The sequence below is a fragment of the Kribbella sp. NPDC051718 genome (genome assembly GCF_040681515.1).
GTDB lineage: Bacteria > Actinomycetota > Actinomycetes > Propionibacteriales > Kribbellaceae > Kribbella.
On record NZ_JBFAYZ010000004.1, the window covers coordinates 379,630 to 405,018 of the forward strand.

Annotated in this window: 29 protein-coding genes; 12 read left to right on the forward strand and 17 right to left on the reverse strand. The window is 68.0% G+C overall.

Annotated elements, in window-relative coordinates; all coding sequences use genetic code 11:
• Positions 1-237 precede the first annotated feature (237 nt).
• Positions 238-1,896, forward strand: a complete 1,659-nt coding sequence (locus AB0M15_RS17350; protein WP_363819295.1) for a phospho-sugar mutase — start codon at positions 238-240, stop codon at positions 1,894-1,896.
• An 81-nt stretch (positions 1,897-1,977) separates the two neighbouring features.
• Here AB0M15_RS17350 and AB0M15_RS17355 read toward each other — a convergent pair whose 3' ends face one another.
• The 4 genes from AB0M15_RS17355 to AB0M15_RS17370 form a co-directional block, all read right to left on the reverse strand.
• Complete coding sequence (locus AB0M15_RS17355; RefSeq protein WP_363819298.1) at positions 1,978-2,424, reverse strand: hypothetical protein; 447 nt, start codon at positions 2,422-2,424, stop codon at positions 1,978-1,980.
• 202 nt (positions 2,425-2,626) lie between these two features.
• Complete coding sequence (locus AB0M15_RS17360; protein ID WP_363819300.1) at positions 2,627-3,559, reverse strand: neutral zinc metallopeptidase; 933 nt, start codon at positions 3,557-3,559, stop codon at positions 2,627-2,629.
• A 112-nt stretch (positions 3,560-3,671) separates the two neighbouring features.
• A complete protein-coding gene (locus tag AB0M15_RS17365; protein ID WP_363819303.1) occupies positions 3,672-4,556 on the reverse strand; it encodes an alpha/beta hydrolase-fold protein in 885 nt (294 codons plus the stop codon).
• A 29-nt stretch (positions 4,557-4,585) separates the two neighbouring features.
• Positions 4,586-5,155, reverse strand: a complete 570-nt coding sequence (locus tag AB0M15_RS17370; protein ID WP_363819305.1) for a PH domain-containing protein — start codon at positions 5,153-5,155, stop codon at positions 4,586-4,588.
• Between the two features lie 82 nt (positions 5,156-5,237).
• Here AB0M15_RS17370 and deoC point away from each other — a divergent pair, with 82 nt between their 5' ends.
• From deoC to AB0M15_RS17395, 5 genes are read left to right on the forward strand one after another with little or no spacing between them, the layout of a single operon-like run.
• Positions 5,238-6,194 carry a deoxyribose-phosphate aldolase gene (gene deoC, locus AB0M15_RS17375; protein WP_363819308.1) on the forward strand — a complete coding sequence of 319 codons (957 nt, stop codon included), beginning with the start codon at positions 5,238-5,240 and terminating at the stop codon, positions 6,192-6,194.
• Positions 6,195-6,197: 3 nt separating this feature from the next.
• Positions 6,198-7,634 carry an aldehyde dehydrogenase family protein gene (locus tag AB0M15_RS17380; RefSeq protein ID WP_363819311.1) on the forward strand — a complete coding sequence of 479 codons (1,437 nt, stop codon included), beginning with the start codon at positions 6,198-6,200 and terminating at the stop codon, positions 7,632-7,634.
• Positions 7,624-8,502: an aldehyde dehydrogenase family protein gene (locus tag AB0M15_RS17385; protein WP_363819314.1), complete on the forward strand. Its 879-nt coding sequence runs from the start codon at positions 7,624-7,626 to the stop codon at positions 8,500-8,502. The genes AB0M15_RS17380 and AB0M15_RS17385 overlap by 11 nt, the downstream gene beginning before the upstream one ends.
• Positions 8,503-9,093, forward strand: a complete 591-nt coding sequence (locus tag AB0M15_RS17390; protein ID WP_363819317.1) for a putative glycolipid-binding domain-containing protein — start codon at positions 8,503-8,505, stop codon at positions 9,091-9,093.
• A gap of 9 nt (positions 9,094-9,102) precedes the next feature.
• Positions 9,103-10,131 carry a S66 peptidase family protein gene (locus AB0M15_RS17395; protein ID WP_363819319.1) on the forward strand — a complete coding sequence of 343 codons (1,029 nt, stop codon included), beginning with the start codon at positions 9,103-9,105 and terminating at the stop codon, positions 10,129-10,131.
• Here AB0M15_RS17395 and AB0M15_RS17400 read toward each other — a convergent pair.
• From AB0M15_RS17400 to AB0M15_RS17410, 3 genes are read right to left on the reverse strand one after another with little or no spacing between them, the layout of a single operon-like run.
• Positions 10,121-10,543 carry a YciI family protein gene (locus tag AB0M15_RS17400; protein ID WP_363819322.1) on the reverse strand — a complete coding sequence of 141 codons (423 nt, stop codon included), beginning with the start codon at positions 10,541-10,543 and terminating at the stop codon, positions 10,121-10,123. The genes AB0M15_RS17395 and AB0M15_RS17400 overlap by 11 nt on opposite strands.
• Positions 10,544-10,569: 26 nt before the next feature.
• Positions 10,570-11,223 carry a hypothetical protein gene (locus AB0M15_RS17405; RefSeq protein WP_363819325.1) on the reverse strand — a complete coding sequence of 218 codons (654 nt, stop codon included), beginning with the start codon at positions 11,221-11,223 and terminating at the stop codon, positions 10,570-10,572.
• Between the two features lie 32 nt (positions 11,224-11,255).
• Entirely contained in the window at positions 11,256-12,269 is a 1,014-nt protein-coding gene (locus AB0M15_RS17410; protein ID WP_363819327.1) for a serine/threonine-protein kinase, read from the reverse strand.
• 82 nt (positions 12,270-12,351) lie between these two features.
• Between AB0M15_RS17410 and AB0M15_RS17415 the strand changes: the two genes are divergently transcribed.
• Positions 12,352-12,891 carry an RNA polymerase sigma factor gene (locus AB0M15_RS17415; RefSeq protein WP_363819329.1) on the forward strand — a complete coding sequence of 180 codons (540 nt, stop codon included), beginning with the start codon at positions 12,352-12,354 and terminating at the stop codon, positions 12,889-12,891.
• 34 nt (positions 12,892-12,925) lie between these two features.
• On the opposite strand, the gene AB0M15_RS17420 is transcribed toward AB0M15_RS17415, so the two are convergent.
• Positions 12,926-14,338 carry a S28 family serine protease gene (locus AB0M15_RS17420; RefSeq protein WP_363819331.1) on the reverse strand — a complete coding sequence of 471 codons (1,413 nt, stop codon included), beginning with the start codon at positions 14,336-14,338 and terminating at the stop codon, positions 12,926-12,928.
• A gap of 88 nt (positions 14,339-14,426) precedes the next feature.
• On the opposite strand from AB0M15_RS17420, the gene AB0M15_RS17425 reads away from it, so the two are divergent.
• Entirely contained in the window at positions 14,427-14,588 is a 162-nt protein-coding gene (locus tag AB0M15_RS17425; protein ID WP_363819333.1) for a hypothetical protein, read from the forward strand.
• Between the two features lie 2 nt (positions 14,589-14,590).
• On the opposite strand, the gene pepN is transcribed toward AB0M15_RS17425, so the two are convergent.
• From pepN to AB0M15_RS17440, 3 genes are all read right to left on the reverse strand, one after another.
• A complete protein-coding gene (gene pepN, locus AB0M15_RS17430; RefSeq protein ID WP_363819335.1) occupies positions 14,591-17,038 on the reverse strand; it encodes an aminopeptidase N in 2,448 nt (815 codons plus the stop codon).
• A 14-nt stretch (positions 17,039-17,052) separates the two neighbouring features.
• Positions 17,053-17,520, reverse strand: coding sequence for a YkvA family protein (locus AB0M15_RS17435; protein ID WP_363819337.1), 468 nt, complete (start codon positions 17,518-17,520; stop codon positions 17,053-17,055).
• A gap of 99 nt (positions 17,521-17,619) precedes the next feature.
• Entirely contained in the window at positions 17,620-18,078 is a 459-nt protein-coding gene (locus tag AB0M15_RS17440; RefSeq protein ID WP_363819339.1) for a PH domain-containing protein, read from the reverse strand.
• 45 nt (positions 18,079-18,123) lie between these two features.
• Between AB0M15_RS17440 and AB0M15_RS17445 the strand changes: the two genes are divergently transcribed.
• A complete protein-coding gene (locus AB0M15_RS17445; protein WP_363819341.1) occupies positions 18,124-18,627 on the forward strand; it encodes a hypothetical protein in 504 nt (167 codons plus the stop codon).
• On the opposite strand, the gene AB0M15_RS17450 is transcribed toward AB0M15_RS17445, so the two are convergent.
• On the reverse strand, positions 18,592-19,479 hold the full coding sequence (locus AB0M15_RS17450; RefSeq protein ID WP_363819344.1) for a LysR family transcriptional regulator: 888 nt from the start codon (positions 19,477-19,479) through the stop codon (positions 18,592-18,594). The two genes, AB0M15_RS17445 and AB0M15_RS17450, sit on opposite strands and share 36 nt — an antisense overlap.
• Before the next feature lie 84 nt (positions 19,480-19,563).
• Here AB0M15_RS17450 and AB0M15_RS17455 point away from each other — a divergent pair, with 84 nt between their 5' ends.
• The 3 genes from AB0M15_RS17455 (at position 19,564) to AB0M15_RS17465 (ending at position 21,158) form a co-directional block, all read left to right on the forward strand.
• Complete coding sequence (locus AB0M15_RS17455) at positions 19,564-20,313, forward strand: sulfite exporter TauE/SafE family protein (protein ID WP_363819346.1); 750 nt, start codon at positions 19,564-19,566, stop codon at positions 20,311-20,313.
• Positions 20,310-20,615, forward strand: a complete 306-nt coding sequence (locus AB0M15_RS17460) for a hypothetical protein (protein ID WP_363819349.1) — start codon at positions 20,310-20,312, stop codon at positions 20,613-20,615. The genes AB0M15_RS17455 and AB0M15_RS17460 overlap by 4 nt, the downstream gene beginning before the upstream one ends.
• Positions 20,616-20,735: 120 nt before the next feature.
• Positions 20,736-21,158 carry a hypothetical protein gene (locus tag AB0M15_RS17465; protein WP_363819352.1) on the forward strand — a complete coding sequence of 141 codons (423 nt, stop codon included), beginning with the start codon at positions 20,736-20,738 and terminating at the stop codon, positions 21,156-21,158.
• A gap of 61 nt (positions 21,159-21,219) precedes the next feature.
• On the opposite strand, the gene AB0M15_RS17470 is transcribed toward AB0M15_RS17465, so the two are convergent.
• From AB0M15_RS17470 to AB0M15_RS17490, 5 genes are read right to left on the reverse strand one after another with little or no spacing between them, the layout of a single operon-like run.
• Positions 21,220-22,158, reverse strand: a complete 939-nt coding sequence (locus AB0M15_RS17470; RefSeq protein WP_363819354.1) for a trypsin-like peptidase domain-containing protein — start codon at positions 22,156-22,158, stop codon at positions 21,220-21,222.
• 11 nt (positions 22,159-22,169) lie between these two features.
• Positions 22,170-23,117: a VWA domain-containing protein gene (locus AB0M15_RS17475; RefSeq protein ID WP_363819357.1), complete on the reverse strand. Its 948-nt coding sequence runs from the start codon at positions 23,115-23,117 to the stop codon at positions 22,170-22,172.
• A complete protein-coding gene (locus tag AB0M15_RS17480) occupies positions 23,114-24,052 on the reverse strand; it encodes a DUF58 domain-containing protein (RefSeq protein WP_363819359.1) in 939 nt (312 codons plus the stop codon). Before AB0M15_RS17480 ends, AB0M15_RS17475 begins: the two co-directional genes overlap by 4 nt.
• Complete coding sequence (locus AB0M15_RS17485; protein WP_363819361.1) at positions 24,049-25,029, reverse strand: MoxR family ATPase; 981 nt, start codon at positions 25,027-25,029, stop codon at positions 24,049-24,051. Before AB0M15_RS17485 ends, AB0M15_RS17480 begins: the two co-directional genes overlap by 4 nt.
• Complete coding sequence (locus AB0M15_RS17490; RefSeq protein ID WP_363819364.1) at positions 25,026-25,256, reverse strand: hypothetical protein; 231 nt, start codon at positions 25,254-25,256, stop codon at positions 25,026-25,028. The genes AB0M15_RS17485 and AB0M15_RS17490 overlap by 4 nt, the downstream gene beginning before the upstream one ends.
• Positions 25,257-25,389 lie beyond the last annotated feature (133 nt).

The following is a 25,389-nucleotide window of genomic DNA, read 5'->3' on the forward strand; positions in this document are numbered from 1 at the left end:
CTGCCCGCTGCGTCGAGGTGAACCGGCGACTCGCAGGGTGCCGCTCGGTGCCGCCCGCTGTGCCGGGTGAGCTGGCTCCGCTCGGTGCCGCCCGGCATGCCCGGTTGAACACGCAGGGCGCCTGGCCCGGCGCCCGCGGTGGCGGTTGGTGGCGGGCTTGGTGCTGGGTGATGTTCGTCGGCGGGCACCGGCGTGTCGCGGGGGCTCTGGGGGCGGTGTACTGGGCGGTATCGTGCGGTGGTGACCGTCAACGATGCCGTTCTGATTCGTACTGCTGCTCAAGCCTGGCTTGCCGAGGATCCTGATCCTGATACTCGGGCGGAGCTTCAGGCGCTGCTGGATTCCGGGGCGGAGGCGGACGCGGAGCTGGCTGATCGGTTCGCGGGCACCCTCGAGTTCGGTACTGCGGGGTTGCGGGGTGCCGTCGGGGCCGGATCCAACCGGATGAATCGGGTCGTGGTGATCCGGGCCGCAGCCGGGCTGGCGGCGTATCTGAAGGCGAATGGGCTGACTGATGGGCCAGTGCTGATCGGGTATGACGCTCGGCACAAGTCGGATGTGTTCGCTCAGGACACGGCGGCCGTGATCCGGGGTGCTGGACTGGATGCGGTGTTGCTGGATCGGCCTACGCCTACGCCGGTGGTGGCGTTCGGGATCCGGCATCTGAAAGCGGTTGCCGGGGTTGTGGTGACGGCCTCGCACAACCCGCCGCAGGACAACGGGTACAAGGTGTACCTCGGGGATGGGTCGCAGATCGTGCCGCCGGCGGATAGCGAGATCGCGGCGGCCATCGAGGCTGTTGGGGCGCTGGCGTCCGTGCCGCGTGGGGATGACTGGCAGACGGCAGGTGACGACCTGCTGGACGCGTACCTGGATCGGATCGCGACGCTGGTACCGGCTGACGCTCCTCGGGAGCTGAACGTGGCCTACACGCCGCTGCACGGGGTTGGGCGGTTGCTGGTTGAGGCGGCTGTCGCGCGGGCCGGGTTCACGGCGCCGTCGGTGGTGGCGTCGCAGGCTGACCCGGATCCGGACTTTCCGACGGTGTCGTTCCCCAATCCGGAGGAGCCGGGGGCGATCGACGCGGCCTTGGAGCTGGCCCGGTCCGTCGGGGCCGACATCGCCGTGGCCAACGACCCAGATGCTGATCGCTGCGCTGTCGCAGTACCGGACCCCGCTGCGGCCGGCGGCTGGCGGATGCTCCGCGGTGACGAGCTCGGCGCCCTCCTCGGCGAGTTCCTGCTCTCGTCGCGCCCGTCCGGCGTCGCCGCCTGCTCGATCGTCTCGTCGTCGCTGCTGGGCAAGATCGCCGCGGCGTACGACGTCGCCTACACAGACACCCTCACCGGCTTCAAATGGATCGGCCGCGTCCCGGACCTGGTCTTCGGCTACGAAGAAGCTCTCGGCTACTGCGTAGACCCGTCAGCCGTGAAGGACAAAGACGGTATCTCCACCCTCATCCGGGTCCTCCAACTGGCCGCCGAGGCAAAGGCCGCCGGCCGCACCCTCCTGGACCTCCTCGACGACCTGGCGAAGAAGTACGGCCTGCACGCCACCGACCAGCTGGCCGTCCGCGTCGAGGACCTCAACCTGATCACCGCGGCGATGGAACGACTGCGCGCGACTCCTCCGACCCAGCTCGGCACTCATACCGTCGACCGAACAGAAGACCTGAGCCAAGGCACCGAATCCCTGCCTCCTACCGACGGCCTCCGCTACACCTTGTCGGACGGCGCCCGGGTCGTAGTCCGCCCATCCGGCACAGAACCCAAAATCAAGTGCTACCTAGAGGTCGTCATCCCCGTCGCGGACGACGACGTCTCCGCAGCCCGCCAGCAAGCAACAACCGAACTGGCCGCCATCAAGCAAGCCTTGGCCACCGCCGCCGGCATCTGATCAAACAACTGACTGAGGGCTCCCGCGTACTGCTCGGGAGCCCTCAGTCAGTTGGTGCTGCTTGGGTCAGCTGCCGGCGGGTCAGCTGATTGCTGCGGCTTCTGCTTGCTCGGCTCGCAGCGAGCTCTGCAAGGAGGAGTGGAGGATTTTGAGGGTGCTGGTGGACTGCATCAGCGCCTCGCGCTCGTCCGGGTTGCGGTTGGCCAGCGTGGTGATCTCGTGGATGCTCGCCTCGATCCGCGCGATCCGGTCGGCGACGGTGCCCTCGCCGCTGCTGGCGCGGCGTACTGCCTCGGAGGTGACGGTCCAGACGTCTTCCTTGTCGTTGGTCCGCCGGGACAGGTCGACCATCTGGCCGAGCGCGGCCAGATCGCTGTCGATCTGCAGGCGCTCCACCGGCGTGGTGATGCCGGCCGTCCCTTGCCGCAAGCGGGTGACGTGACCGGACAGCTCCGACCAGCTGCACTTGCCGCTCTTGATCTTGTCCAGCACCTTCGTGTACTCGGTGTTGAACTCGTCGTAGTTCACGATCCTTGACTCCTGCCGTTCGTGGGTCGACCAAGACTGTAAGGCGTGCGGACCCGAAACACGGTAACCACACGATCGCAGATCGTGAACGTGTCGGCCAAATTGCAACACAAGACCGGATCGAACAAAACCGCCCGGAACGCAAACTGCGTTCCAGGCGGCTTGGTTACTCGGGGATCACACCGAGATTGTGTCAGTCAGGTCAGGAGACCCGGCTGGAGACCGCGTTGAAGGTGTTGCAGTACTTCGCGTAGGTCGCCGAGCTGCTGGCGTTGAAGCCGGCCGTCGACCAGAAGTTGTGGTTCGCGAACGAGCCGTGGTCGCGCGGGTAGCCCTTGATGTCGCCGGAGTGCGAGACGACGTACTTCCACTGGGTGTAGAGCGCGCCGGCCATCGGGTAGTAGCGCTTGTTGGCGCCGATCATCGCCGAGCCGAGGCAGGAGGCCTGCAGCTCACGGCGACGGTTCTCCTCCAGCTTCGCGGCGCTGCCGGAGATCGCGTACTGACGGCTCCAGGAGGCGCTCAGGATGCCGGTCATGTACTGCACGTGGTGGCCGTACTCGTGCGCGATCGTGTTGGTCGCGTAGGCGCGGGCGTAGACCGGGTTCTGCTTGTAGAAGTTCACCACGTAGGCGCCCGGGATGTAGATCTCGGCCTTGCTGCCGTGACCGCAGTAGTACGACGTCGGCTGGCTGATGACGCCGCAGTACGTCTTCGCCCGGGAGGTGTACATCACCAGGGTCGGCTTGATGTGGTAGTTCGCGCCGGACGCCTTCAGCGTCGGCGCCCAGGCGGCCCACATGCAGTTGACCATCGTCTGGTCGTAGGCCTTGACCGCGTTGGCGGTGCTCAGCGGCCCGCGGACCTCCTTGCACTTCGACGCGGCGATCGCGCCGGTCTTGTACAGCTTGTTGTTCTTCACGATCGCCGTGTCCGAGGCATACGACTTCGTGGTCGGCTGCGCGCTGAGCGCCTTCGCCTGCGGCTCGGCGGCGACGCCGGTCTCCGAGGCGACCGGCTGCGGCACGCCACCCGAGGCCTGGGCGGCCTGGGTCGGTACTGCGAGGGCTGCGAACCCGGCGACGGCGGCGGCGCCGGCCAGAACACGCAGTTTCTTGCTGGAGAGGTTGAACATGGGCTCCACTCTCGGTGAATCGGGGGACCTTGCGGTGACCATCCTGGCGACCTTGAGGTTCACCTGGCGACGGACACGGGACTCGGACGCTACCGATCGCGGGGAAGTTCCGCTAATCCCGGATTTTCTCACCGAGAAAGGCGAGTTGGGCCCCGAGCATGCGCCGCCAGTAACCGGCCGTGTGCGCTCCGGCCTGAAGCCCACCCGCAGCCGTCACCTCGGTACGCAGGTCCCGGACCGCATCGGCGAACGGATCGTCCCGCCCACAATCGATGCGCAGGGCAACATCTTCGAAGTCGGCCGCACGCCCGAACACCTGGTTCCGCTGGAAGTCGTCGGCCCCGTCGTACGCACCGCCCGCAGCCTCAGAAGCCTTGTGCCACAAGGCGGGACTCATCGCCCCCACCGCCGCGACCTCCTTCGCACCACGATCGGCCGCGAGCAACAGAGCGCCGTACCCACCCATGGACCACCCCAGTACGCCGAACCGCTCGGTGCGCAGCCCGAGTTCCTTCAACAAAGGAAGGAACTCCGCCGTCAGCATCCGCGCCGGGTCGTCGCCGGACGCCCGCCGATGCCAGTAGTTGTCGGCTCCCCCGTCGACCGCGGCGAGCGCGAAGGGCGCAGTACCGGCTTGTACTGCGGCCGTGAGGTACCGATCAGCGTTGAGGTCGTTGATGGCCGACGTGTGGTCTCCACCACGTCCATGCAGCACCAGTACTACCGGCAGCGCATCGTCGGCCTGCGACCCGTGCGGGTACATCACCGCCCACCCGACCTTCGTACCGCGCGCAGCCGACGCGAAGCTGCCGGACTCCACTGCACCGGGCGGGACGTCAGGCGCCACACCGTCTTCGCCAGAAAGACCTAGTACGTCGTTCAGCCGCCCGCGACCCGGTACTACGCCTGCCTCCACCAACCCGACGCCCGTGACCCCGGCGACCACAGCACCTGCTCCAGCGACCAGCAAACTCCGGCGGGACAGGGCATGGGTCATACCCGCATCATGGCCGTGTCAGGGGTGCATCAACGCAGGAACTGGGCCACCAGGGCGACGACTGCGAGCACCGCGGCGATGATCAGCTCGGGCCGGGCCCAAGTGGTGACGATCTCGGCGTCCGCGGAACCCGTTCCGCCGTACAGGTTCTTGTGGTAGTCGATCCGGTCGACGACGAACTCCGCGCGGGACATCGAGTTCTCCGACTTGAGCTTGCTCGTCCGGCCGGCCCGCTGCTTGCGGATGTCCCGCATCACCAGCTGGACGCCGGGACAGCGCAACCGCCGGTCCTCGGTGTGGATGCGGAGGATGTCGGTCACGTCGACGTCGGTGATCTTGTTCCACGGCACCACGTGGTCGCGGAGGTGGTTACGGATCAGCAGGTTGCCGGGGCGGAGCGTGACCGACGGGCGGAACAGGCCGACATACGCGGCCAGTACCACCAGGCCGATCACGCAGGCCGACACCAGACCACCGAGGGTGCGCCACTCCAGCGCGATGTCGAGCACACCGAGCGCGCCGATCACCATCACCACGACCGCGGTGATCCGGTTCGACTGCGACAGGTACTGCTCGTTCTCCAGGGACTTCGAATTCACTCGGACAACGTAGCCGCCGGATGTCCACAGGCCCACATTCAGCCGGGAACGGGCGGGCCGAAAGCGGATTAGACTGCCGAGCGTGACCACTACCGACACTGGCGTCGACAGTCTCGCCGACGTGACCTCGTCCGAGGACCGGCTGCGCCGGTTCCTGCTGGGCCTGCCGGGCGTCGACCAGGTCGGCGCCGAAGCCCGGGCCGCCGCCCTGAGCACCCGGTCGATCAAGACCACCGCGAAGGCGTACGCGCTCGATCTGGCCATCCAGATGATCGATCTGACCACGCTGGAGGGCTCGGACACCCCGGGCAAGGTGCGCGCGCTCTGCGCGAAGGCCAAACGCCCGGACCCGGCCGACCCGACCGCGCCCCAGGTGGCCGCGGTCTGTGTCTACCCGGACCTGGTGGCGACGGCGAAGTTCGAGCTGCGCGGCACCGGGATCAACGTGGCCAGTGTCGCCACCGCCTTCCCCAGTGGGCGTTCCAGCCTCGCGATCAAGGTGCAGGACACCAAGGACGCGGTCGCTTCCGGCGCCGACGAGGTCGACATGGTGATCGACCGGGGCGCGTTCCTGTCCGGGCGGTACGGGCTGGTCTTCGACGAGATCGCCGCGATCCGCGAGGCCGCCGGCGAGGCACACCTCAAGGTGATCCTGGAGACCGGCGAGCTGGTCACCTACGACAACGTCCGGCGGGCGTCCTGGCTGGCCATGCTGGCCGGCGCGGACTTCATCAAGACTTCGACCGGCAAGGTCTCACCGGCCGCGACACTGCCGGTGACCCTGGTGATGCTGGAGGCGGTCCGCGACTACCACGAGGCCACCGGGCTGCACATCGGCGTCAAGCCGGCCGGCGGGATCCGGACCGCGAAGGACGCGATCAAGTACCTGGTCACCGTCAACGAGACGGCCGGATCCGACTGGCTGGACCCCGAGCTCTTCCGCTTCGGGGCGTCCAGCCTGCTGAACGACCTGCTGATGCAACGCACCAAGCTGGCCACCGGGCACTACCCGGGCCCCGACTACTTCACGCTGGACTGAGGCATGAGCAGATTCGAGTACGCACCCGCGCCGGAATCGCGCGCGATCGTCGACATCAAGTCGTCGTACGGGTTGTTCATCAACGGCGCCTTCACCGAGGCGACCGACGGCAAGCCGTTCAAGACGGTCAGCCCGGCGTCGGAGGAGGTGCTCGCCGAGGTCAGCGAGGCCGGCCCGGCGGACGTGGATCGCGCCGTCAAGGCCGCCCGCAAGGCCTATGAGAAGGTCTGGGGGCCGATGCCCGGCCGCGACCGCGCGAAGTACCTGTACCGGATCGCGCGGTTGATCCAAGAGCGCTCGCGTGAGCTGGCCGTGCTGGAGTCGCTCGACAACGGCAAGCCGATCCGCGAGTCCCGCGACGTCGACCTGCCGCTGGTGGCCGCGCACTTCTTCTACTACGCGGGCTGGGCCGACAAGCTCGAGTACGCCGGTGCCGGCGCCGACCCGCAGCCGCTGGGTGTCGCCGCGCAGGTGATCCCGTGGAACTTCCCGTTGATGATGCTGGCGTGGAAGATCGCGCCGGCCCTCGCGGCAGGCAACACGGTGGTGCTGAAGCCGGCCGAGACGACGCCGCTGACCGCGCTGGCCTTCGCGGAGATCTGCCAGCAGGCAGACCTGCCGCCGGGTGTGGTCAACATCATCACCGGCGCGGGCCGTACCGGGCAGGCGCTGGTCGAGCACGAGGGTGTCGACAAGGTCGCCTTCACCGGCTCGACCGCGGTCGGCCGCGCGATCGCCAAGTCGGTCGCGGGCACGCCCAAGAAGGTGACCCTCGAGCTGGGCGGCAAGGCGGCGAACATCGTCTTCGAGGACGCCCCGATCGACCAGACGATCGAGGGCATCGTCAACGGCATCTTCTTCAACCAGGGCCACGTCTGCTGCGCCGGTTCGCGGCTGCTCGTCCAGGAGAGCGTGTACGACGAGGTCCTGGCCCGGCTGAAGCGCCGGATGTCGACCCTGCGCGTGGGCGACCCACTCGACAAGAACACCGACATCGGCGCGATCAACTCGGCCGAGCAGCTGGCGCGGATCCGCGAGCTCTCGCAGATCGGTGAGGACGAGGGCTCCGAGCGCTGGTCACCCGAGTGCGAGCTGCCGACGCAGGGCTTCTGGTTCCCGCCGACGGTCTTCACCGGCGTCTCCCAGGCGCACCGGATCGCCCGCGAGGAGATCTTCGGGCCGGTGCTGTCCGTGCTGACGTTCCGTACCCCGCAGGAGGCGGTCGAGAAGGCGAACAACACGCCGTTCGGGCTGTCCGCCGGGGTCTGGACCGAGAAGGGCTCGCGGATCCTCTGGATGGCGAACCAGCTCCGGGCCGGCGTCGTCTGGGCCAACACGTTCAACCGCTTCGACCCGACCTCGCCGTTCGGCGGCTACAAGGAGTCGGGCTACGGCCGCGAGGGCGGCCGCCATGGTCTGGAGGCCTACCTTGCCCACTAAATCCGACCCGGCCCGGCTCGACGTGCGCAAGACCTACAAGCTGTACGTCGGCGGCGCCTTCCCGCGCAGTGAGTCCGGCCGGTCGTACGTGGTGTCCGATGCCAAGGGCAAGTTCCTGGCGAACGCGTCGCAGGCCTCCCGCAAGGACGCGCGCGACGCCGTCGTCGCCGCGCGCAAGGCCTTCGGCGGCTGGTCCGCCCGGACTGCGTACAACCGCGGCCAGGTGCTGTACCGGATCGCCGAGGTGATGGAGGGCCGGCACGAGCAGTTCAGCTCGGAGGTCGCATCGTCCGAGGGGCTGTCGATCAGCAAGGCCCGCGCGGTCGTCGACGCATCGATCGACCGCTGGGTCTGGTACGCCGGCTGGGCCGACAAGCTGGCCCAAGTGGTCGGCTCGAGCAACCCGGTGGCCGGCCCGTACTTCGACTTCTCCTTGCCTGAGGCAACTGGTGTGGTCGCGGTGCTCGCGCCGCAGGACTCCAGCCTGCTCGGCCTGACCAGCGTGATCGCACCGGCGATCGTCTCGGGCAACACGGTCGTGGCGGTGACGTCGTTCGAGCGGCCGCTGCCGGCCGTGACGCTGGGCGAGGTGATGGCGACTTCCGACATACCGGGTGGGGTGGTCAACATCCTCACCGGCTCGGCCACCGAGATCGGTCCCTGGCTGGCGTCGCACTCCGACGTCAACGCCATCGACCTGGCCGGCATCACCGACCCTGCAGAGGCCACTGAGTTGGAAGCCGCCTCGGCCGAGAACCTCAAACGAGTCCGCCGCCCGGCCGAAGAGGACTGGACGGAGTCGCCGGGCTTGTCGCGACTCACGCAGTACCTGGAATTGAAGACGGTCTGGCACCCGATCGGCCTCTGAATGATGTTGGTGTGGAGCGGCGACGGCACCTGGCGTGCCGAAGCCGTTCAGCTTGAGCTGGGTTCGGATCGGCTGAGTGCGACGGGGACTCAGTTCGGGGCTGATCCGCTGCCGTACCGGGTGGATTACGAGCTGGAGACCGGTGCCGGCTGGGTGACCCGGCGGCTGCATGTCGATGCCGTCGGGGACGGGTGGAGCCGATCGCTTGAACTGCTTTCGGACGAAGCCGGCCAATGGAGCTGTACGTCGTCGGTCGACGGTGACGTCGACCTTCCGGTGCCTGGCGGCAACCTGGCCGCGGTGAGCGGCGCATTGGATTGCGATCTGGCCTTTTCGCCGTTGACCAATCTCATGCCGGTGCTGCGTCACGACCTGCACCGGCAGGCGGGGACGGTCGATTTCCTGATGGCCTGGGTGTCGCTGCCAGACCTGGCCGTGCATGCTTCTCCGCAGCGGTACGAGGCGTTGGGGTCTGATCAGAACAGCGCGCTCGTGCGGTTCGTCGGCCTCGACAGCGATTTCGTGGCCGACCTCCAGCTCGACAGTCGAGGCCTGGTAATCCACTACCCCGGCATCGCCACCCGCTTGTAACTTGGCCGCATGTTGTTTGCGCGCAAGGTGGTTGCCGGGGATCGGGTTGCCGTTGTTTCGCCGTCGAGTGGATTGCCGGCGATCTTTCCCGGGCCGTACGAGCTTGGGCTGGAGCGGCTGCGCGGGTTCGGGCTCGAGCCGGTGGAGTACCCGACCACGCGCAAACTCGGCTCCACGCCGGAGGAGCGCGCCGCCGATCTGCATGCTGCCTGGAGTGATCCGTCGATCCGGGCGGTGATCGCGTCGATCGGTGGAGACGATCAGCTCACGGTGCTCAAGCACCTTGATCCGGACGTCTTCCGCGCCGATCCGAAGCCGTTCTTCGGGTACAGCGACAACACGAATCTGCTGAACTTCCTTTATTCGTTGGGGGTTCCGGCCTTCCACGGCGGCGCCGTGATGGTTCAGTTCGGGCGGGGTGGCGCCATGCATCCTGACTCCGAGCGGTCGCTGCGGGCGGCGCTGTTCGGTTCGGGTGAGGTCGAGCTGACGCCGGCGGCCGGGTGGACCGACGAGGATCGCGACTGGGCCGTCGCGGAGCATCTCGCGTCGGAGCCGTCGCTGTTTCCAGCCACCGGGTGGACCTGGCACGGGCCGCAGACGCCGGTGACCGGGCGGCTGTGGGGTGGGTGCCTGGAGATCATCGACTGGCAACTCGCCGCCAACCGCTGGATGCTGCCGGTCGAGGAGTACTCCGGGGTCCTGTTCCTGGAGACGTCCGAGGAGCTGCCTTCCGCGGACACGGTCTACCGGATCCTTCGCAACCTGGGCGAACGTGGGCTGCTCGCCCGCTTCGACGCCGTCCTCTGGGGTCGCCCGAAGAGCCGGTCGCTCGAGCACCGGTCTACGGCGGAGGAGTCCGCGGCCTACGTCGAGGGGCAGTACTCAGCGGTCCGCCGTGCGCTTGCGGAGTACAGGCCCGATGCCTTGCTCGTCACGGGGCTCGACATCGGGCATACCGATCCGCAAGTGGTACTTCCGTACGGCGGTACCGCGAGCATCGATCCCGTGGCTCAGCGCATCTCGGTCATTTACTGAGCTTGGCCGTCGCCGCCTGGGTCCGGGCCTGAGCCTCGGGGGTGTAGGCGTCGCCGAAGTCCTCGGCCTCGAAGATCTGGCGGAGGTCGATGCCGCGGGAGTTGCCCATGTCGGCGTCGAGGCAGCGCCCGGCCCAGGCGACCGCCTCCTCCTTCGAGGCGACCTGGATCAGGCAGTAGCCGGCGATCAGTTCCTTGGTCTCCGTGAACGGGCCGTCGACGACACGGTGCTTGCCTTCGTGGACCTCGAGCCGGATCGCCTTGGAGCTCGGATGCAGGCCGTCGCCGCCGATCAGCACGCCCGCCTCGGCCATCTCCGCCATCAGCGAGGTCATCGCGGTGATGCTTTCCTCACTCGGCATCTCGCCGGCTTCGTACTCGTCGGTCCCGCGAAACGTCATCATGTAGCGCATAGCGGGCAGGCTAACCGACCGGCGGGTTAGCGGATCTGAGTCCTGGACAGCGTCGGGTTGGTGTCCGGATAGCACGCGACCGGCGACTTGATGGTGATGAACTTCCACTTGATCGCCGCCGTCAGGGTGAGGCCGGGGTCGTCGAAGCTGGTGCCTTTGAGACTGGTCTTCACCACGCGACCGCTGGCACCGGCCTTCAGCCGGACAGAGAGAATCGGCAACTGGTACGCCGATCCGCCTGGCACCGGTCCGCCGAGGCGGATCGTGATGACCCGGCCGGAGTGTTCGAGGGTGGGCGTGGAGCCGAGGCCCGAGCCACCGATCAGGCGGCCGCTGATGAACCAGGTGTTGTTGGGGACGGGGATCCGGAGCGTCAGGTCGCGGACCTCCTTGAGCTTGAAGCCCCTCACCTCGGCCGGCAGCGAACCTGGCTTCAGCTCGACCGCGATGGTGAAGCCGGATCCTGCTTTGACGCTCGCCGGAGCCTTCGCATTCACTGCTTGCTTGAGGCTGAAGGTGTGCTTGCCGAACTTGGTGTCCGCTCGGCAGGCGTAGCTTGCCGTCGGCGCGGCAGCAGCGTCTGCCACCGGCGATGCGGCGGCCGGAGTACCGGCTGCCAATACTGCGAGGGCGACGATTGATGACTTGAGCAGCCGGGCGTGAATGCTGTGGGTAGTCATATGACTACCCTACGGAGTCATGTAGGTGTTTGTCAGCGGCCGACGAAGTACCAGGCTCCGGCGCCGGCCAGGAGGAAGAGAAGTGGGAGCGAGGTGTAGAGCCAGCGACGGCGGGGGCGGCGCTGGCTGGGCGTTTGGGCGACTGTGGTCGGGATCTGGTCGGCGTCGTTGAAGATCGTGCGCTGGGCGGCGAGCACGGGGGCTTCCTGCTCGAGGCGGTAGGCCTCGGCCTCCAGGCGGTCGGCCAGGGTGTCGGCGCGGTCCCAGCGGTCGCCGACGCGGAAGGCGAGGGTGCGGGCGAGGATCTCGTCGATCTCGCCGACCGAGTCGTGCAGCAGCGGTCGCAGGCTCGGTGGATTGCTGTCGGGGTCACGGGCCAGCACGTCGGTGATGGACGACGCCACGAACGGCGGACGTCCGGTCATCAGCGCGTAGGTCACCGCGCCGACGGCGTACACGTCGGCTCGCTCGTCGAATCCGCCGTCACCCCGACCCTGCTCCGGGGCCATGTACGACGGAGTGCCGACCGCCTGCGTCAGGCCGGACGCCTCTGCGGCGCGCTTGGCCAGGCCGAGGTCGGCCAGCACGATCCGGTGCGTGCCGCCGCCTGATTCGAGGCCTGACGACGGGCGGAGCAGCAGGTTCGCGGGGGTGATGTCGCGGTGCACGACTCCCTCGTCGTGGAGGGCGGCGACGGCTCGGGCCAGGTCGGCACCCCACCAGAGGGCGTCGGCGGGCTCCAGCGGTCCGTGCGAGAGCACCTCGGCGAGTGAGCCGCCGTCGACGAAGTCCATCACGAAGTACGGGCGGCCGTCCGGCAGCTGGCCGAGGTCGAACACCCGGACGACCCGGTCGCTGGCGATCCGGCGCATCAGCCGGGCCTCGGACAAGAAGCGCTCGCGGACGTCGGCACGGGACGCCCAGTTGTCGGCGAGCACCTTCACGGCGACATCCACGTCGAGGTCGTCGTCGTACCCTCGCCAGACCGTCGCGAAAGCGCCTGCGCCGATCTTCGACTGCAGCCGGTAACGTCCGATGACATCCATCGGGGCTATTGTCGAGCACTGCAGGGATCAAGGCGAATACCTACCGCTTCGGCGAGTGCCGTCGCGGCGAACCTGGGGGAGCATGAACGAGGAGCTGGAAGACCTCGCGGCCCGCGCGGCGGGTGGCGACGAGAGCGTCATCCCCGAACTGCTGCAGGCGATCCGGCCGCAGGTACTGCGACGCGTCGCGAAGTTCCTGCCCTATCGGGAAGACGCCGAAGAGGCCGCGCAGGACACGCTGATGACGGTCGCGACCAAGATCCACACCTTCAAGGGCAGCGGCAGCTTCGCCGGCTGGCTGACGGTCGTCGCCACCAACTGCGCCCGGCAGACCTACCGCTCCCTCAAGCGCCGCTCCGTCGAACAGTCCGCCGAAGTCCTCCCCGAGGCGATCGACCCCCGCACCACCTCGGTCATCGCCGGCTCCCGGCTCGACCTCCTGGAAGCACTCGAGTCCCTGGAAGCCAGCCACCCGCAGCTCGTCCAGCCCCTCGTACTGCGCGATCTGGGCGCGATGTCCTACAACGAGATCGCCGAAGAACTCGCCGTCCCCCTGGGCACGGTCAAAGCCCGAATCCACCAAGCCCGCAAACAGGTAGCAGAACACCTAACCGTCCGCTGACCCCTCAGCAGGAGTCAGCGCGACGGATGGGCTCCTAGCGGAGTCGGCCTTGGCGTTGGGCTCCGGGGTCGATGGTGGTGGTCTTCGTCTGGGCGACCGCCGGGTTGGGGGCGACGCCCATCCAGGTCTGCAGGATTTGGGTGGCTTCGGCGCGTTGGGCGGCAGGGAGGCCGGTGATGCTGGAGCCGTGGTTGCCGGCCGGCTGGATGTACCAGTGGGAGTCGCGCGTGCCCCGGCCGGGCTCGAACTTCTCGGCGCTCCACGGGTCGTTCTCACCGTAGACGAACAGCATCCGCCGCCCCGACGTCTTCAGCCACTTGTCCACGTCGGCCATCGCGTACGGCTCGTGCTTCGGCTCGATCGAGTCCGGCACGGCGGCCGGCGCGTCGCCCGCCTCGCGGTAGTGCAGCAGCCCCTTGAGCCAGGTCGTCTTGCTCGCCACGTCCGGCCAGTTCAGCTGCTGGGTCGCCTGGTAGTAGTACGGGAGGAAGTCCGCGGTGCCCTCGTCGGAGTAGAACTCCCAGCCCGAGATCTGATCGATGAAGTCGAACAACTGCTGGTCCGTCGCCGCGGCCGTGCCCGGCACCTGCGGGCAGTTCGCCTGCGTGCTGTACTGCCAGAAGGCGAACGGCGTATCCAGTACGGCCGCCTCGAACGCCCGGTCGACCGTGCCGAACGTGTCCTCGTAGGTCAGCCCCTTCTGCGCCGCCATCTCCTTCAGCTTCGCCACCATCGCGGGCCGGCGCAGCAGCGTGTTCCGTTGCATGTTGCGCAGGGCGAGGTTGCAGGCCGGGTCGGTGCCGGCGTCCTGGATGAAGGAGACGTACGAGTCGCGCCGGTTGTCCACGTCCTGCGGCGCCACGTACGCGACCGTCGCGTCGACGTCGTTGGGGTAGAAGCGCCGGTGGTAGACCGACGTCATGCCGCCCTTGCTCGCCCCGGTGGAGACCCACTTCCCGGAGTACAGGGCCTTCTTGAACGCCTGGATGATCTCGTGGTGGTCGGTCGCCGCCTGCCAGATGTTGAGCTTGGTCCAGTCCTGGCTGGCCGGCTTGGAGGTGTTGAAGAAGCGTTGCTCGACGTTCAGCTGGTTGCCGTCGACGAGGCGGGTCGGCTCGGACGTGAACGCGCCGCCGACACCGCCGTACCCGGTCGTGTGCAGCACGGTGGGCCGGTCGAAGCCGCGGTGCCACAGGGTGACACGCTGCTCGAACTTCTCCCCGCGCGGCTTCCGGTGATCGGCCGCCTGCGTGTACCAGAGCACGAAGAACGGCTTGCCGCTCACGGTGGTGCTGCTCTCGATCCGCAGCCCTGGAATCGTCTGCAGCTTCGCCGTCACCTCAGCGACCGGATCAGCAGCCTGTACGGCGGGCGCTGCCGCCGCGGTCGTGAAGGCAGATCCAGCGACCAGAGCAACAACAAGCGCGAAACGAATCAAGCGGCGCACGGGCGGACTCCTCGGTGTGGGGCGACACTGCTGAGCAGCCTAAACGCCCCCACCGACATTTAGAGGGGTTGACAGGTACGGTGCGCGCATGTGCAGAGCGGTGAAGTGCAAGGCTTGTGGGAAGACGACCTGGGCGGGCTGCGGGCAGCATGTCGCGCAGGTCAAGCAGGGCGTGCCGGCGGCGGATTGGTGCGCCGGACACCCCAAGGAGCAGAGCCCGGGCTTGTTCGCGCGCTTCTTCCGCCGCTGACCTCAGCCGAACGTACGGCGTACGGCGATCGCGCGGCGGAGGTCGTCGGTGTGGTCGGCGGTGGTCCGGCGGATGCTCGGGGCAACGGTTTCGTCGGCGATCAACGCGTCGGCCCGCTCGATCACCGCTTCGTCCACCGCGTACTTCGGGAAGATCCGGCCGACCGTCATCGCGACGGCCATTCCCGAGCGGATCTCGCCGGTGTGCGCGATCTCGGTGAAGTACCGGTCGACGTACGGCGCGGTCAGCTCCGTCTGCGCCGGATCCCAGAAGCCCTCGGCGATGGCGAACAACTCGTTCACACCGACCGTGCCGTCCGTCATGATCCGCTGCCAGGCCGCCTCCTTGCCGTCCGCGGTTGCAGCCAGGCAGCGAGCCGCTTGGGAAACGCCTTCGGTCGACTGGTCGTTGGCCAGCTCGGCGTCGACCTCTGCCTTGCCGTAGACGCCTAGCCGGACCAGGCGCAGTACGAGCGACCAGCGGAAGTCCGTGTCGACTTGCAGACCGCTGGGGACGCCACTGCCGTCCAGCCAGCCCTGGAGCAGCTTGGCGTCGTCAGTGGTCGCCACCACCGCGCGGGTGATCGCTAGCTGGAGGCTGCTGCCGGCAAGGGTCTCGGCAAGCCGTGCAGTGAGCGCAGCGGCCGCCTGTGCGCGGTACGGCTCCTGTGGGAGGTACGCACCGAGCAGGCGATCGTCCAGCCAGCGCAGGAGGGAGCCGACTGCGATGTCGCTGTCCTCGCGCTTGATGGCTTCGAGCAGGATCGCCAGCGCCTGGCGCGGGTCGAGCTCGGCGTCGGCTACGGCGTCGCGGATGCTGTTCCAGATCACGCCACGGGTTGTGCTGTCGGCGATCTTCGGCAGTACTGCGGGGAGGTTGGCCAGGCTGGTCGGGTCGAGACGGATCTTGGCCCAGGTGTCGTCGGCCGCGTCGGGGACGATCACGGCCGCGTTCGGGTCCAGCTCGATGTCGACGGAGTCGCGGTCCAGCAGTACTGGGGTTGAGGTGGGGTGTCCGCTCTCGTCGTACGCGCCGACCGTCAGTTTGTGCGGGCGGTCGGCCGGGTGGGCTTCCGGCGTACTGCGGCGCAGCCTGGCGCCCGTCGCGGTGCGCTCGGCGCTGATGGTGTCGAGGCCGGCCGTGCGCAGCCACTGCTCGGACCAGTTGGGCAGGTCGACGGCGCCGGCCTCGGTGAGCTTGGCGATGAACTCGTGCAGGTCCGCGTTGCCGAACTCGTGCGCGTCGATGTGCGCGTTGACGCCCTTGAGGAAGACCTCGTCACCGAGGTACGCCGCGAGCTGCTTGAGTACCGCGGCGCCTTTGGCATAAGAGATCCCGTCGAAGTCGTCGAGCGACTGGCGGGCGTCCTTGCCGGCCTCGGCGGCGACCGGGTGGGTCGATCTCCTCTGGTCGGCCTGCAGGCCCCACCACTTGCGGACGAAGGCGAAATCGGTCCAATGACCTCGGTGGTCGGTGACGTCGTGCGCGACGCGGTTCGCCATGTACTCGGCGAAGGACTCGTTCAGCCACAGGTCGTTCCACCACTTCATCGTGACCGCGTCGCCGAACCACATGTGCGCCATCTCGTGCACGACGATCCTCGCCCGGAGACTGCGCTCCGCGTCGGTCACCGCCGACCGGAAGACCAGGCTGTCGGCGAAGGTCACGCAGCCGGGGTTCTCCATCGCGCCGAGATTGAAGTCGGGCACGAAGACCTGGTGGTACTCGCCGAAGGGGTACCGGTAGCCGAACAGCCGGTGGTATTCGTCGAAGGCCTGCGCGGTGACCCGGAAGAGGTCTTCCTTGTCCTTCTCGAGGTGCTCCTTGAGGCTTTGCCGGCAGGCGAGTCCCAGCGGGATGCCGTCGTGCTCGCTTCTGATGAGGTGGAAGGGGCCGGCTACCAGTGTCACGAAGTACGTCGAGAGTGGTTGGGTCTTTTTGAGCGCCCACTCCCCTGGTGCGGTTTGCGTCGCGGCGCCGTTGCCGAGGACGATCCAGTCCTCGGGGCATTTGACCGTCATCGTGTACGGCGCTTTGAGGTCGGGCTGGTCGAAGCAGGCGAAGTACCTCGGGGCGGACTCGAGCGACGACATGCCGTACAAGTACACGCGCCCGTCGCCCGCGTCGACTGACCTCTGCAGGCCTTCGCCGTCGGCGGAGTACTTCATTACCGCGTCGACCACCAGCACGTTCTCTTCTTGCAGTCCTTCGAGCGAGAGGCGCCCGTCATCCAGCCCTTCTGGGTTGACGATGTTGCCGTTGAGCATCACCTTGACGAGCTCCTGCGGCTTCACATCGACGAAGCTCCGCTCGTCCCTGGCCCTGAACCTGATCGTGCTGACGACCCGGAAGTTCTCCGGTCCGGTGGTCAGATCGAAGTCGATCTCGTAGGAGCTGACGGTGAGGGCGGCGGCCCGCGTACGGGCTTCTTCGACAGTGAGAGCGGGCATGCCCTAGACGCTACCTAAGCCGGCGGAAGCCCGCGCCTCTCCCGCTCGTGCCGCAAGTACAACCCAGCCGCCGTGGACACACTCGTCAACAACCAGACCCCAACCCCCGCATCATCAGCCACCCCGATGACCGGCAAGAACTCCGGCAAGATATCGATCGGCGAAACCAAATACACCAACGCCAACACCCACAGCGTCTTCTGGCCGCCCGACACCGCCGTATACCCCTCAGCCTTAGCCGCCCTCAACATCCGCGGCAACGCCCTCGCCCGCTCAAACACATCCCCCACCGGCACCGGCTCCCCCCGAGCCGCCCGCCGCTTCCGCGCAGCCCGCCGCAACAACCCAACCCCCACAAACCCGGCGCCTACAACGAGGAACGCACCCCCAACCCCCGGCGCAGGCAACCCAACAACATCGGCGTCCCGAAACACCAACGTCGCCAGCCCCATCAACCCCAGCAACCCACCAAAGAACACCATCCACCCACACTAAAGCCCCCACTGCGTCAGAGGTCGTCGTCTGGGCGGCGCTTCCTGTCGCGGAGTTCGACGACTATGCCGGTCACAGGATGAGGTTGCTCATCGGGGCGTGCCGGGCTGGTGGTCGAGCCAGTGTTGGCGGAGTTTGGTTGTTTGGCGGGTGACTCGGCGGTTGCGGCCGCGGAAGGTGTAGCCGGAGAGGCAGGTCAGGAGGATGCCGGGTTCTTCGGGGGAAGGGGGGTCGGCGAGTTCGACGTACGGGATCGCGGTGGCGCCCAGGGAGGCCTCGCCCTCGTCGAGTCTGATGTCGGCGATGGCGGTCCAGGGGACGAGCTCGTCCCGGCCTAGGTTGAGGAGTTTGAGGCCGGTGGGGGTGACGGCGACGCCGACCCGGGCGAACCGCCAGAGGATCAGCAGACCGACCACGACGGAGACGATGACGGCGACTTCGTCCGGGATGGAGGAGAACTCGTCGTACACCGCGAGCAGGCACATCTCAGCCAGGACGACCACACAGACCGCCAGGATCGCGCCGTTCCCGATGGCTCTGAAGGCCATTCGTTCCCCCCGGGTGCCGACAAGAGATGCACGGATACTAGTGGCGTGAAAGGTCGACAGAGGTACGTGGTGGACGGCGACGGGTGGGACGACGCCGAGATCGTCGAGGCGTGCCGGCTGGTTCTGGGGGCCGTGCAAGCTACCGCTACCGAGTACGAGACCGACATACCGATCGACGACGCCGACTGGCCGGTGGAGGTGGCGGTAGCGGCGGAGGTGTTGCGTGGCGTTGCGAAGCGGGTCGAGAAGGGTGGCTATGCCCAGACGGGTATTCGGCGCGGCGGCGATGAGATTTGGTCGGCGTTCGTGACCTTTGCGCCCTGGGCCTATGACGCCACTGTCTGGGGTGATGCCGGAGAGCTCGTGTCGCTGGCTGATGAGGGGCAATCGATCGCTGTGCGGTTGGACGGAGCTCAGGTGGAAGCGGTTGGGCGGGTGATCGGGGCGGCGCGGTTGGTGCCGGAGAAGGAGTGGCGGGCGGTGCGGAGACGACGTCGCAAGGAGCGTCGCGGCTCAGGTGGTGGCGGCCTGACGGATGTGGGTGGCTAGGGCTTCTATGGCGGGGGTGGGTGGGGTGGGGGCGTAGCAAATGAGGTGGGAGCGGGTGGCCCAGAGGTCTGTTAGGGGACAGATGTCCAGGGCGGGGTTGCCGGCTACTGAGCGGAGGGGGGCTATGGCTAGGCCTACGCCGGCGGTGGCGAGGGTGATGAGGGTGTGGAGGGTTGGGATCAGGGTGCGGTAGCGCGGGGCCGGGGCGTGGGGGCCCAGGCGGCGGTCCATCCAGGTGCGGAGGGTGGAGCCTAGGTCCAGGCCGATCATGGGGTGTTCGGCGACTTCGGTGTACGACATGGCCTGCCGGCCGCTGAGTAGGCCGCCTGCGGGGCCGATGACTACCAGGGAGTCGTCGACCAGGGGTTCGGTGCGCAGGGTGGTACCGGTGGTTTCGTCGTCGTCCAGGACGATGCCTAGGTCGGCTTTGCCTTCGGCGAGCAGGCGTAGGGAGCGTGGGGTGCGTTGCTCGGAGACGGTGACGTCGTGCTCGGGGTACTCGCGCAGGAAGGTCGCCAGGGCTGCGGGGACCACCCGGTGCATGGCTGAGCCGCCGGAGACAAGGACTAGCGGGCGAGACCGGGCGGCGGTGTAGCTTGCGACGGCGCTGTCGAGGCGGGCGGTTTGGGCCAGTACTTCGCGGGCGTGGCGGGCGAGGGTAGTACCTGCTGGGGTTGGGCGGACGCCACGCCGTTCGCGGACCAGCAGCGGGACTCCGGCGTGAGTTTCCAGAGCCCTGACCCGCGCGCTGGCCGAAGGCAGACTCAGGTGCATCTGCAGAGCGCCGGCGGTGATCGAGCCTTGGTCCACCACGTGGACAAACAACCGCAGGTCGTCCAGGTCATAGCGCATACTGCACAGCCTAAGCCCCAGGCAGAGGCTGACTGAGGCAAAAACGCATTGTGCTCCTTACCCCGGCTCCCCGATGCTCGGTACGTGACCACGCTGCTGATCGTCCTGCTCGCCGGGATCGCAGCGGGCGCGCTCAACTCGGTCGGCGGTGGCGGGAGCTTCGTCGCGTTCCCAGCGCTCGTCGCCGTCGGAGTCGGCGCGGTCACCGCCAACGCAGCCACCACCGTCGCCCTGCTGCCAGGCGGGCTGGCCAGCCTCTGGGTCTACCGCCGCGACCTCGTGCCGATTCCCAGTACCTCGATCCCGGTACTGACCTGGGCCAGTGTGATCGGCGGCGCGCTCGGCGCCGGGCTGCTGCTCACCCTTCCATCCGAGTCCTTCGACGCGCTCGTCCCCTGGCTGCTCGCGTTTGCCACGTTCGTGCTGGCCTTCGGCCGCAAGATCGCCAAGTCACTGCGCACCCGGGTCGCCGGGCGGCCGACGATCGTGGTCGGCCAACTGCTGCTCTCCGTGTACGGCGGCTACTTCGGCGGCGCGTCCGGGCTGATGATGGTCGCGTTCTGGAGCGTTGCCGCGAGCATCGATCCGGGCCGGCTCAACCCGCTACGGATGTCCCAGATGGCCGCCATCTACCTGACCGCGGGCGCCGTCTTCCTGGTCGCCTCGGACATCCTCACCGAGTGGCTCAAGCTGGTACTGATGTTCACCGGCGCGATCATCGGCGGCTTCGGCGGAGCCACCATCGCCCGCCAACTGTCCACCCGCACACTCCGCGGCATCGTGGTGGCGTCCGCCGCGGCGATGACCGTCGGGTACTTCGTGATCACCTCATGATCACCGACGACTCGCTGGCCCGGCTCGCGATCGCCTGGGAGGCCTGCCAGCTCGCTGAGTCGGCTCGCACGGCGGTGACGGTCCAGGGCGATCTGGTCGCGCAGGCGAACGAAGTACTGGCCGCCGCCGAGCGTTATGCGGCTGCCGTCCACGCCTTCACCTGCGGGCAGGAGACCGGCACGAAAGTGCACTGGCAGTTGCCCGAGGCCCCCGAAGAGGCGGCGGAGGACCTCGACGACTGGGTCCTCCGGCATGCCGACGGCGAGGATCCGGGCGCCGCGCCGATCTCCGGAAAGTTGTAGCCGGAGGCAACAAAAGCTGTAACGGATCTGTGATCCAACTAATCGCTCCGCCCCCGCGTCTCAGTCTGTGTCGAGCTCACAAGGGCTCAGAAAGCTTGAAATCAAGGGGAGATCACCATCATGCGCAACCGTTCTCAGCTGGTCCGCCGGGTCGTCGCCGTCGTCGGAGGCCTCGGTCTCGCCGCCGGTGCCGTGGGGGTCGCCGGCGCGCTGCAGGCGAACGCGTCCACCACGGGGCAGAACACCGTCGCCGCCCAGCCGGTCGTCGCGAAGAAGATCACCATCGCCTCGAACGCGACCAGCGCGAAGGTGTGGGCCAAGGTCACGCTGAGCGGCAAGACCACCGGGATCAAGGCGAACTCCGTCGTCCAGGTCCAGCGCCTCGAGGGCACCAAGTGGGTCAACTTCCCGGCCACCACCAAGGTCACCTCGAAGGCCACCTACGCGGTCAAGGTCGCCAGCGGCCGGGTCGGCGCCAACAAGTTCCGGGTCGTCGCCTCCGGCGCCATCAGCCCGGTGGTCACCGTCAACCTCGTCAAGTGACCCACTGAACGAGGCGTCCGTAGTACCGGCAGGACCCGGTACTACGGACGCCGCTGTCGTTTCAATCGATCAGGCCCTTGACGATCGTCGTCATCCGGTCGACCGGGATCGCGAAGCCGATGCCGATGTTGCCGGAGCGCGACGACGTGCCCAGGGTGGCGATGGCGGTGTTGACGCCGACCACCTGACCGGCCGAGTTCACCAGCGGGCCGCCCGAGTTGCCGGGGTTGATCGCCGCGTCGGTCTGGATCGCCGACTGCCGGTTGCCGTTGTCACCGAACCGCGCCTGCCGGTTGACGGCACTGACGATGCCCGCCGTCACCGTTCCTTCCAGCCCGAGCGGTGAGCCGACCGCCAGTACCGGGTCTCCCACATGGAGCTCCGAGGACCGGCCGAGCGTGAGCGAACGCAGTCCCTCGACGTTGCCGCTGACCTGGAGTACTGCGAGGTCGTTGTCCGCGTCGACGCCGATGATGCTCGCGTCCACCGATCGGCCGGTGGACAGGACCAGTGACACATCGCTCGCTCCCTCCACCACGTGGGCGTTCGTGACCACGTGGCCCTGCTGGTCGATCGCGAACCCCGAACCTGTCGCCCGGCCGGCCCGCACCGACACCACACCTGGCAACACACTCGCTGCAGCCGTCGCAATCGACCCCTGCGAGGCACCCGCCGAGGGCACGGCCGCTTGCGGCAACTCGACCGGTGCGACCGCCGATGGCGAGTCACCCCAGCCCCCAGTCACAGCACCGGCTAGACCGCCGGCCAGGACGGACAGTGCTATTCCGGCGGCGAGTACGCGGCCAGTACGGCGTACAGGGGGTTGAACCGTCACCCCGGCCGGAGGTGCCGCGGCCGGAGAGGGGGGAGCCGACATGGCGGCGGCGGCCGGGGTGACGGGGAAGGGGACGCCCGGTGGCGGTGCGGGTGCAGGTGCCTGGGGCGGTGGGCCGGGCTGGTAGTGCGGCCCGCGGAAGGGATGGCCTAGATGAGGGCTCATGCGAGGGCTCCTTAGGGCAGCCGCGAGAACCAGAGCAGCGACGCCAGGCCGGCCAGTAGTGCGACAGCCAGGGCGATACCCGCCACCAGGTTGGTGATCTCGCGTTCCTCGGTGGACCAGCCGATCGACGACTGGAGATCGGAGTAGACGGAGCGCAGTTCCTGGTCGCTCTCCGCGGAGTAGAAGGAACCGTTCGTCGCGTCGGCTAGTCCGCGCAGCGAGTCGGCGTCGGCGGGGACCGGTACGTTCCGGCCGTCGAGGTTCACGGTGCCCTCTGGGGTGCCGTAGGCGATCGTGGAGACCGGTACGCCGGCCTGCGCCGCAGCCTGCGCTGCCTCGTCGATCGGGCGGCCCGAGGTGTTGCCGCCGTCGGACAGCAGCACGATCCGGGTCGGTGGCGGATCGGTGGCCGCGTCGGCGTCGAGGCTCTTCACGGCGTCGAGGCTGGTCAGGACGGCCTCGCCGATCGCGGTGCTGTCGGTCAGCGTGAGCCGGTTGAGCGCGTCGACTGTTGCCTGGTGGTTGGTACTCGGCTGGGTGACGACGTTCGCAGTACGGGCGAACGAGACGAGTCCGACGTTGAACTGCTTGGGGAGGCTGTTCACGAAGTCGGTCGCGGCACTCTTGGCGACCTCGAACCGGTTCGGCTCGACGTCGGTCGCGGCCATCGAGTTGGAGATGTCCATCGCGACGACGACGGTGGCGCGCTCGCGCGGTACCCGGACGTCGGTGACCGGGCGGGCGATCGCGATCGTCAGCACGGTCAGGGCGGCGAGGAAGGCGAGGGCGGGCGCGTGGCGGCGCCAGCCCGGGCTTTTGGGTGCGACCTTCTCGAGCATCGGGAGGGTCGCGAACCGGACGGCGTACTTGCTGCGGCGGCGTTGCGCCACGAGGTAGGCCACGACGAGAGCCGCGACGATCAGCAGCAGCCAGAGCCACAGCGGTTGCTCGAACTTCATCGGATTCCGGTCCTCCCTCTCGGTGTTCGCCGAGTGCTGGCCCGCTTCCGCACGGTCGCGAAGGCGGCGACGTCACGGACCCAGTCGGTGTCGGTACGCAGGACGAGATGAGCGGCGCCGGCCGCACGGATGGCTTGGGCGGTCTGCTCCCGGTGCTCCCGCATCGCCGCGGCATACCGCTCCCGCAACCGTTTCTTACTTGTCTGTACTTCGCGCCGCCGCCCGGTCTCCGGATCGACGAGCGTAAGCAGCCCGACCTCGGGCAACTCCAGCTCTCGCGGATCGAGAACCTCAACGGCGATCACCTCATGCCGCGTGCTAAGCCGCCGCAAGGGAACTCCGAAACCTTCAGTGTGGAAGTCGGAGACGACTACTCGGAGGCCGGGGCGTGGGTGTTCGCGGTTCAGTCTGGTGATCGCGTGGGCGAGATCCGTAGCAGGGTGCTCGCCTGGCGTTGCTCTTGGCAACGACAGCAGTGTGCGGAGGGTGCGGCGGAGATCGGGGCCGCCGCCTACGTCCGGGATACGGCGGACTTCGTTGCCTATAGCAACTCTTACGCCGAGGCGGTTGCCGGGGCAGTCTGCCAGGAGGCCGACTGCGCCGACGATGGCGACGGCTAGGTCGCGCTTCTCGGAGAGCGCAGTACCGAAGTCCATCGAAGCGGAGGCGTCGACGAGCGCCCAGGTCTCCAGTTCGCGCTCAGCGAGGGGCGCGCGGACGTGCGGTTCGAGGGAGCGGGCGGTGACGTTCCAGTCCATCCGGCGGACGTCGTCCTGGCCGGCCTGGTATGGACGTGCCTCGTTCGGCTCGGACCCCGGGCCGCTCCGCAGGCCGGTGATCTCGCCATGCAGGAAGCCTTCCAGCTTCCGCTTCACCGAGAGCTCCAGCGAGCGGAGCGCCCGCTCCCGCCCGGCCAGCAGGTCGGGACCAGTCATGCCGCAGAACCATGCTGATCAGCCGGTACCACGTGAGGCTGCTCGATCGCCTGCAGCACCCGCGACACCACCGCCCGCGGATCCACCCCATCGGCCAGCGCATCGAACGTCAGCACCAACCGATGCGCCATCACGTCATGGGCAACGTCGTACACATCAGCAGGCAGCACGTAGTCCCGCCCACGCAGCAACGCCAGCGCACGACCCGCCGCGACGAGCCCCAGCGTCGCCCGCGGACTCGCGCCGAACTCGAGTACGCCGCCGAGATCATTGATCCCGTACTGCGCCGGCACCCGCGTCGCATGCACCAGCCGGACGACGTACTCCGCGACGGCGTTGTGCACGAAGACGTCCTCCGTCGCCTCCTGCAACTCGCTCACGACGGCCGGCGTCAGCACCGCGTTGGCGTGCGGCCGGTGCGAACTCATCCGCTGCAGGATCGTGAGTTCCTCCAGCGGCGTCGGATAGTCGACGGTGATCTTGAGCAGGAACCGGTCCCGCTGCGCCTCGGGCAACGCGTAGACGCCCTCGGACTCGATCGGGTTCTGCGTGGCCAGTACGAGGAACGGCTGGGGCAACGGGTAGCTGACGCCGCCGATGCTGACCTGGTTCTCGGCCATCGCCTCCAGCAACGCCGACTGCACCTTGGCGGGTGCGCGGTTGATCTCGTCAGCCAGTACGAGGTTGGCGAAGATCGGGCCGAGCTCGGTGTCGAAGCCTTCCGCGGACGGCCGCCAGATCCGGGTGCCGACGATGTCGCCGGGTACCAGGTCAGGGGTGAACTGCAGTCGCGCGAAGCGGCCGCCGATCACCTCCGCCAGCGTGCGTACGGCCAGGGTCTTGGCGACGCCCGGTACGCCTTCCAGCAGACAGTGGCCGCGGGCAAGCAATCCGACCAGCATCCGCTCCACCAGCTGGTCCTGCCCGACGACGACCCGCTTCACCTCGAAGAGAGCACGCTCCAGTACTGCGGTCATGCGTTGCTCTGCGGGGTGGCCTGATTCTGCTCCGGTTGGGCGCTACCAGAGCCGTCCTTGTCCGGGCAGTCGTGCGTGGTGCTCGGCGTACCGGGGCCTTCCTCGACCGTCACGTAGCCCTGATCGGGGGCTGGGTCGTCGCCTGCGGCGTACGCGACGCCGCCCACGCCCAGCGCGGCGGCCGCGATCGCAGTACCGAGCAGGAGGCGCTTGCCGGGGAGATTCATGCTGACTCCTTCACGTTCGGATGCTGTGTTGAATTCATGGGCTCCAATTCATCAGGCCAGCCCGAAAACGACCGGAAAGCAGAACGAAAGTCCGCCGAAAGCGCCTACCGGCTCTCCCGGCCGGCGCCGCTAC

Coding starts and splice junctions, on each gene's coding strand:
- AB0M15_RS17360 (WP_363819300.1), bottom strand. CDS start 3,559: ATGTTCAACCTCTCCAGCAAGAAACTGCGTGTTCTGGCCGGCGCCGCC.
- AB0M15_RS17365 (WP_363819303.1), bottom strand. CDS start 4,556: ATGACCCATGCCCTGTCCCGCCGGAGTTTGCTGGTCGCTGGAGCAGGT.
- AB0M15_RS17380 (WP_363819311.1), top strand. CDS start 6,198: ATGAGCAGATTCGAGTACGCACCCGCGCCGGAATCGCGCGCGATCGTC.
- AB0M15_RS17390 (WP_363819317.1), top strand. CDS start 8,503: ATGATGTTGGTGTGGAGCGGCGACGGCACCTGGCGTGCCGAAGCCGTT.
- AB0M15_RS17395 (WP_363819319.1), top strand. CDS start 9,103: ATGTTGTTTGCGCGCAAGGTGGTTGCCGGGGATCGGGTTGCCGTTGTT.
- AB0M15_RS17400 (WP_363819322.1), bottom strand. CDS start 10,543: ATGCGCTACATGATGACGTTTCGCGGGACCGACGAGTACGAAGCCGGC.
- AB0M15_RS17405 (WP_363819325.1), bottom strand. CDS start 11,223: ATGACTACCCACAGCATTCACGCCCGGCTGCTCAAGTCATCAATCGTC.
- AB0M15_RS17410 (WP_363819327.1), bottom strand. CDS start 12,269: ATGGATGTCATCGGACGTTACCGGCTGCAGTCGAAGATCGGCGCAGGC.
- AB0M15_RS17415 (WP_363819329.1), top strand. CDS start 12,352: ATGAACGAGGAGCTGGAAGACCTCGCGGCCCGCGCGGCGGGTGGCGAC.
- AB0M15_RS17425 (WP_363819333.1), top strand. CDS start 14,427: ATGTGCAGAGCGGTGAAGTGCAAGGCTTGTGGGAAGACGACCTGGGCG.
- pepN (WP_363819335.1), bottom strand. CDS start 17,038: ATGCCCGCTCTCACTGTCGAAGAAGCCCGTACGCGGGCCGCCGCCCTC.
- AB0M15_RS17435 (WP_363819337.1), bottom strand. CDS start 17,520: ATGGTGTTCTTTGGTGGGTTGCTGGGGTTGATGGGGCTGGCGACGTTG.
- AB0M15_RS17440 (WP_363819339.1), bottom strand. CDS start 18,078: ATGGCCTTCAGAGCCATCGGGAACGGCGCGATCCTGGCGGTCTGTGTG.
- AB0M15_RS17450 (WP_363819344.1), bottom strand. CDS start 19,479: ATGCGCTATGACCTGGACGACCTGCGGTTGTTTGTCCACGTGGTGGAC.
- AB0M15_RS17460 (WP_363819349.1), top strand. CDS start 20,310: ATGATCACCGACGACTCGCTGGCCCGGCTCGCGATCGCCTGGGAGGCC.
- AB0M15_RS17465 (WP_363819352.1), top strand. CDS start 20,736: ATGCGCAACCGTTCTCAGCTGGTCCGCCGGGTCGTCGCCGTCGTCGGA.
- AB0M15_RS17470 (WP_363819354.1), bottom strand. CDS start 22,158: ATGAGCCCTCATCTAGGCCATCCCTTCCGCGGGCCGCACTACCAGCCC.
- AB0M15_RS17475 (WP_363819357.1), bottom strand. CDS start 23,117: ATGAAGTTCGAGCAACCGCTGTGGCTCTGGCTGCTGCTGATCGTCGCG.
- AB0M15_RS17480 (WP_363819359.1), bottom strand. CDS start 24,052: ATGACTGGTCCCGACCTGCTGGCCGGGCGGGAGCGGGCGCTCCGCTCG.
- AB0M15_RS17485 (WP_363819361.1), bottom strand. CDS start 25,029: ATGACCGCAGTACTGGAGCGTGCTCTCTTCGAGGTGAAGCGGGTCGTC.
- AB0M15_RS17490 (WP_363819364.1), bottom strand. CDS start 25,256: ATGAATCTCCCCGGCAAGCGCCTCCTGCTCGGTACTGCGATCGCGGCC.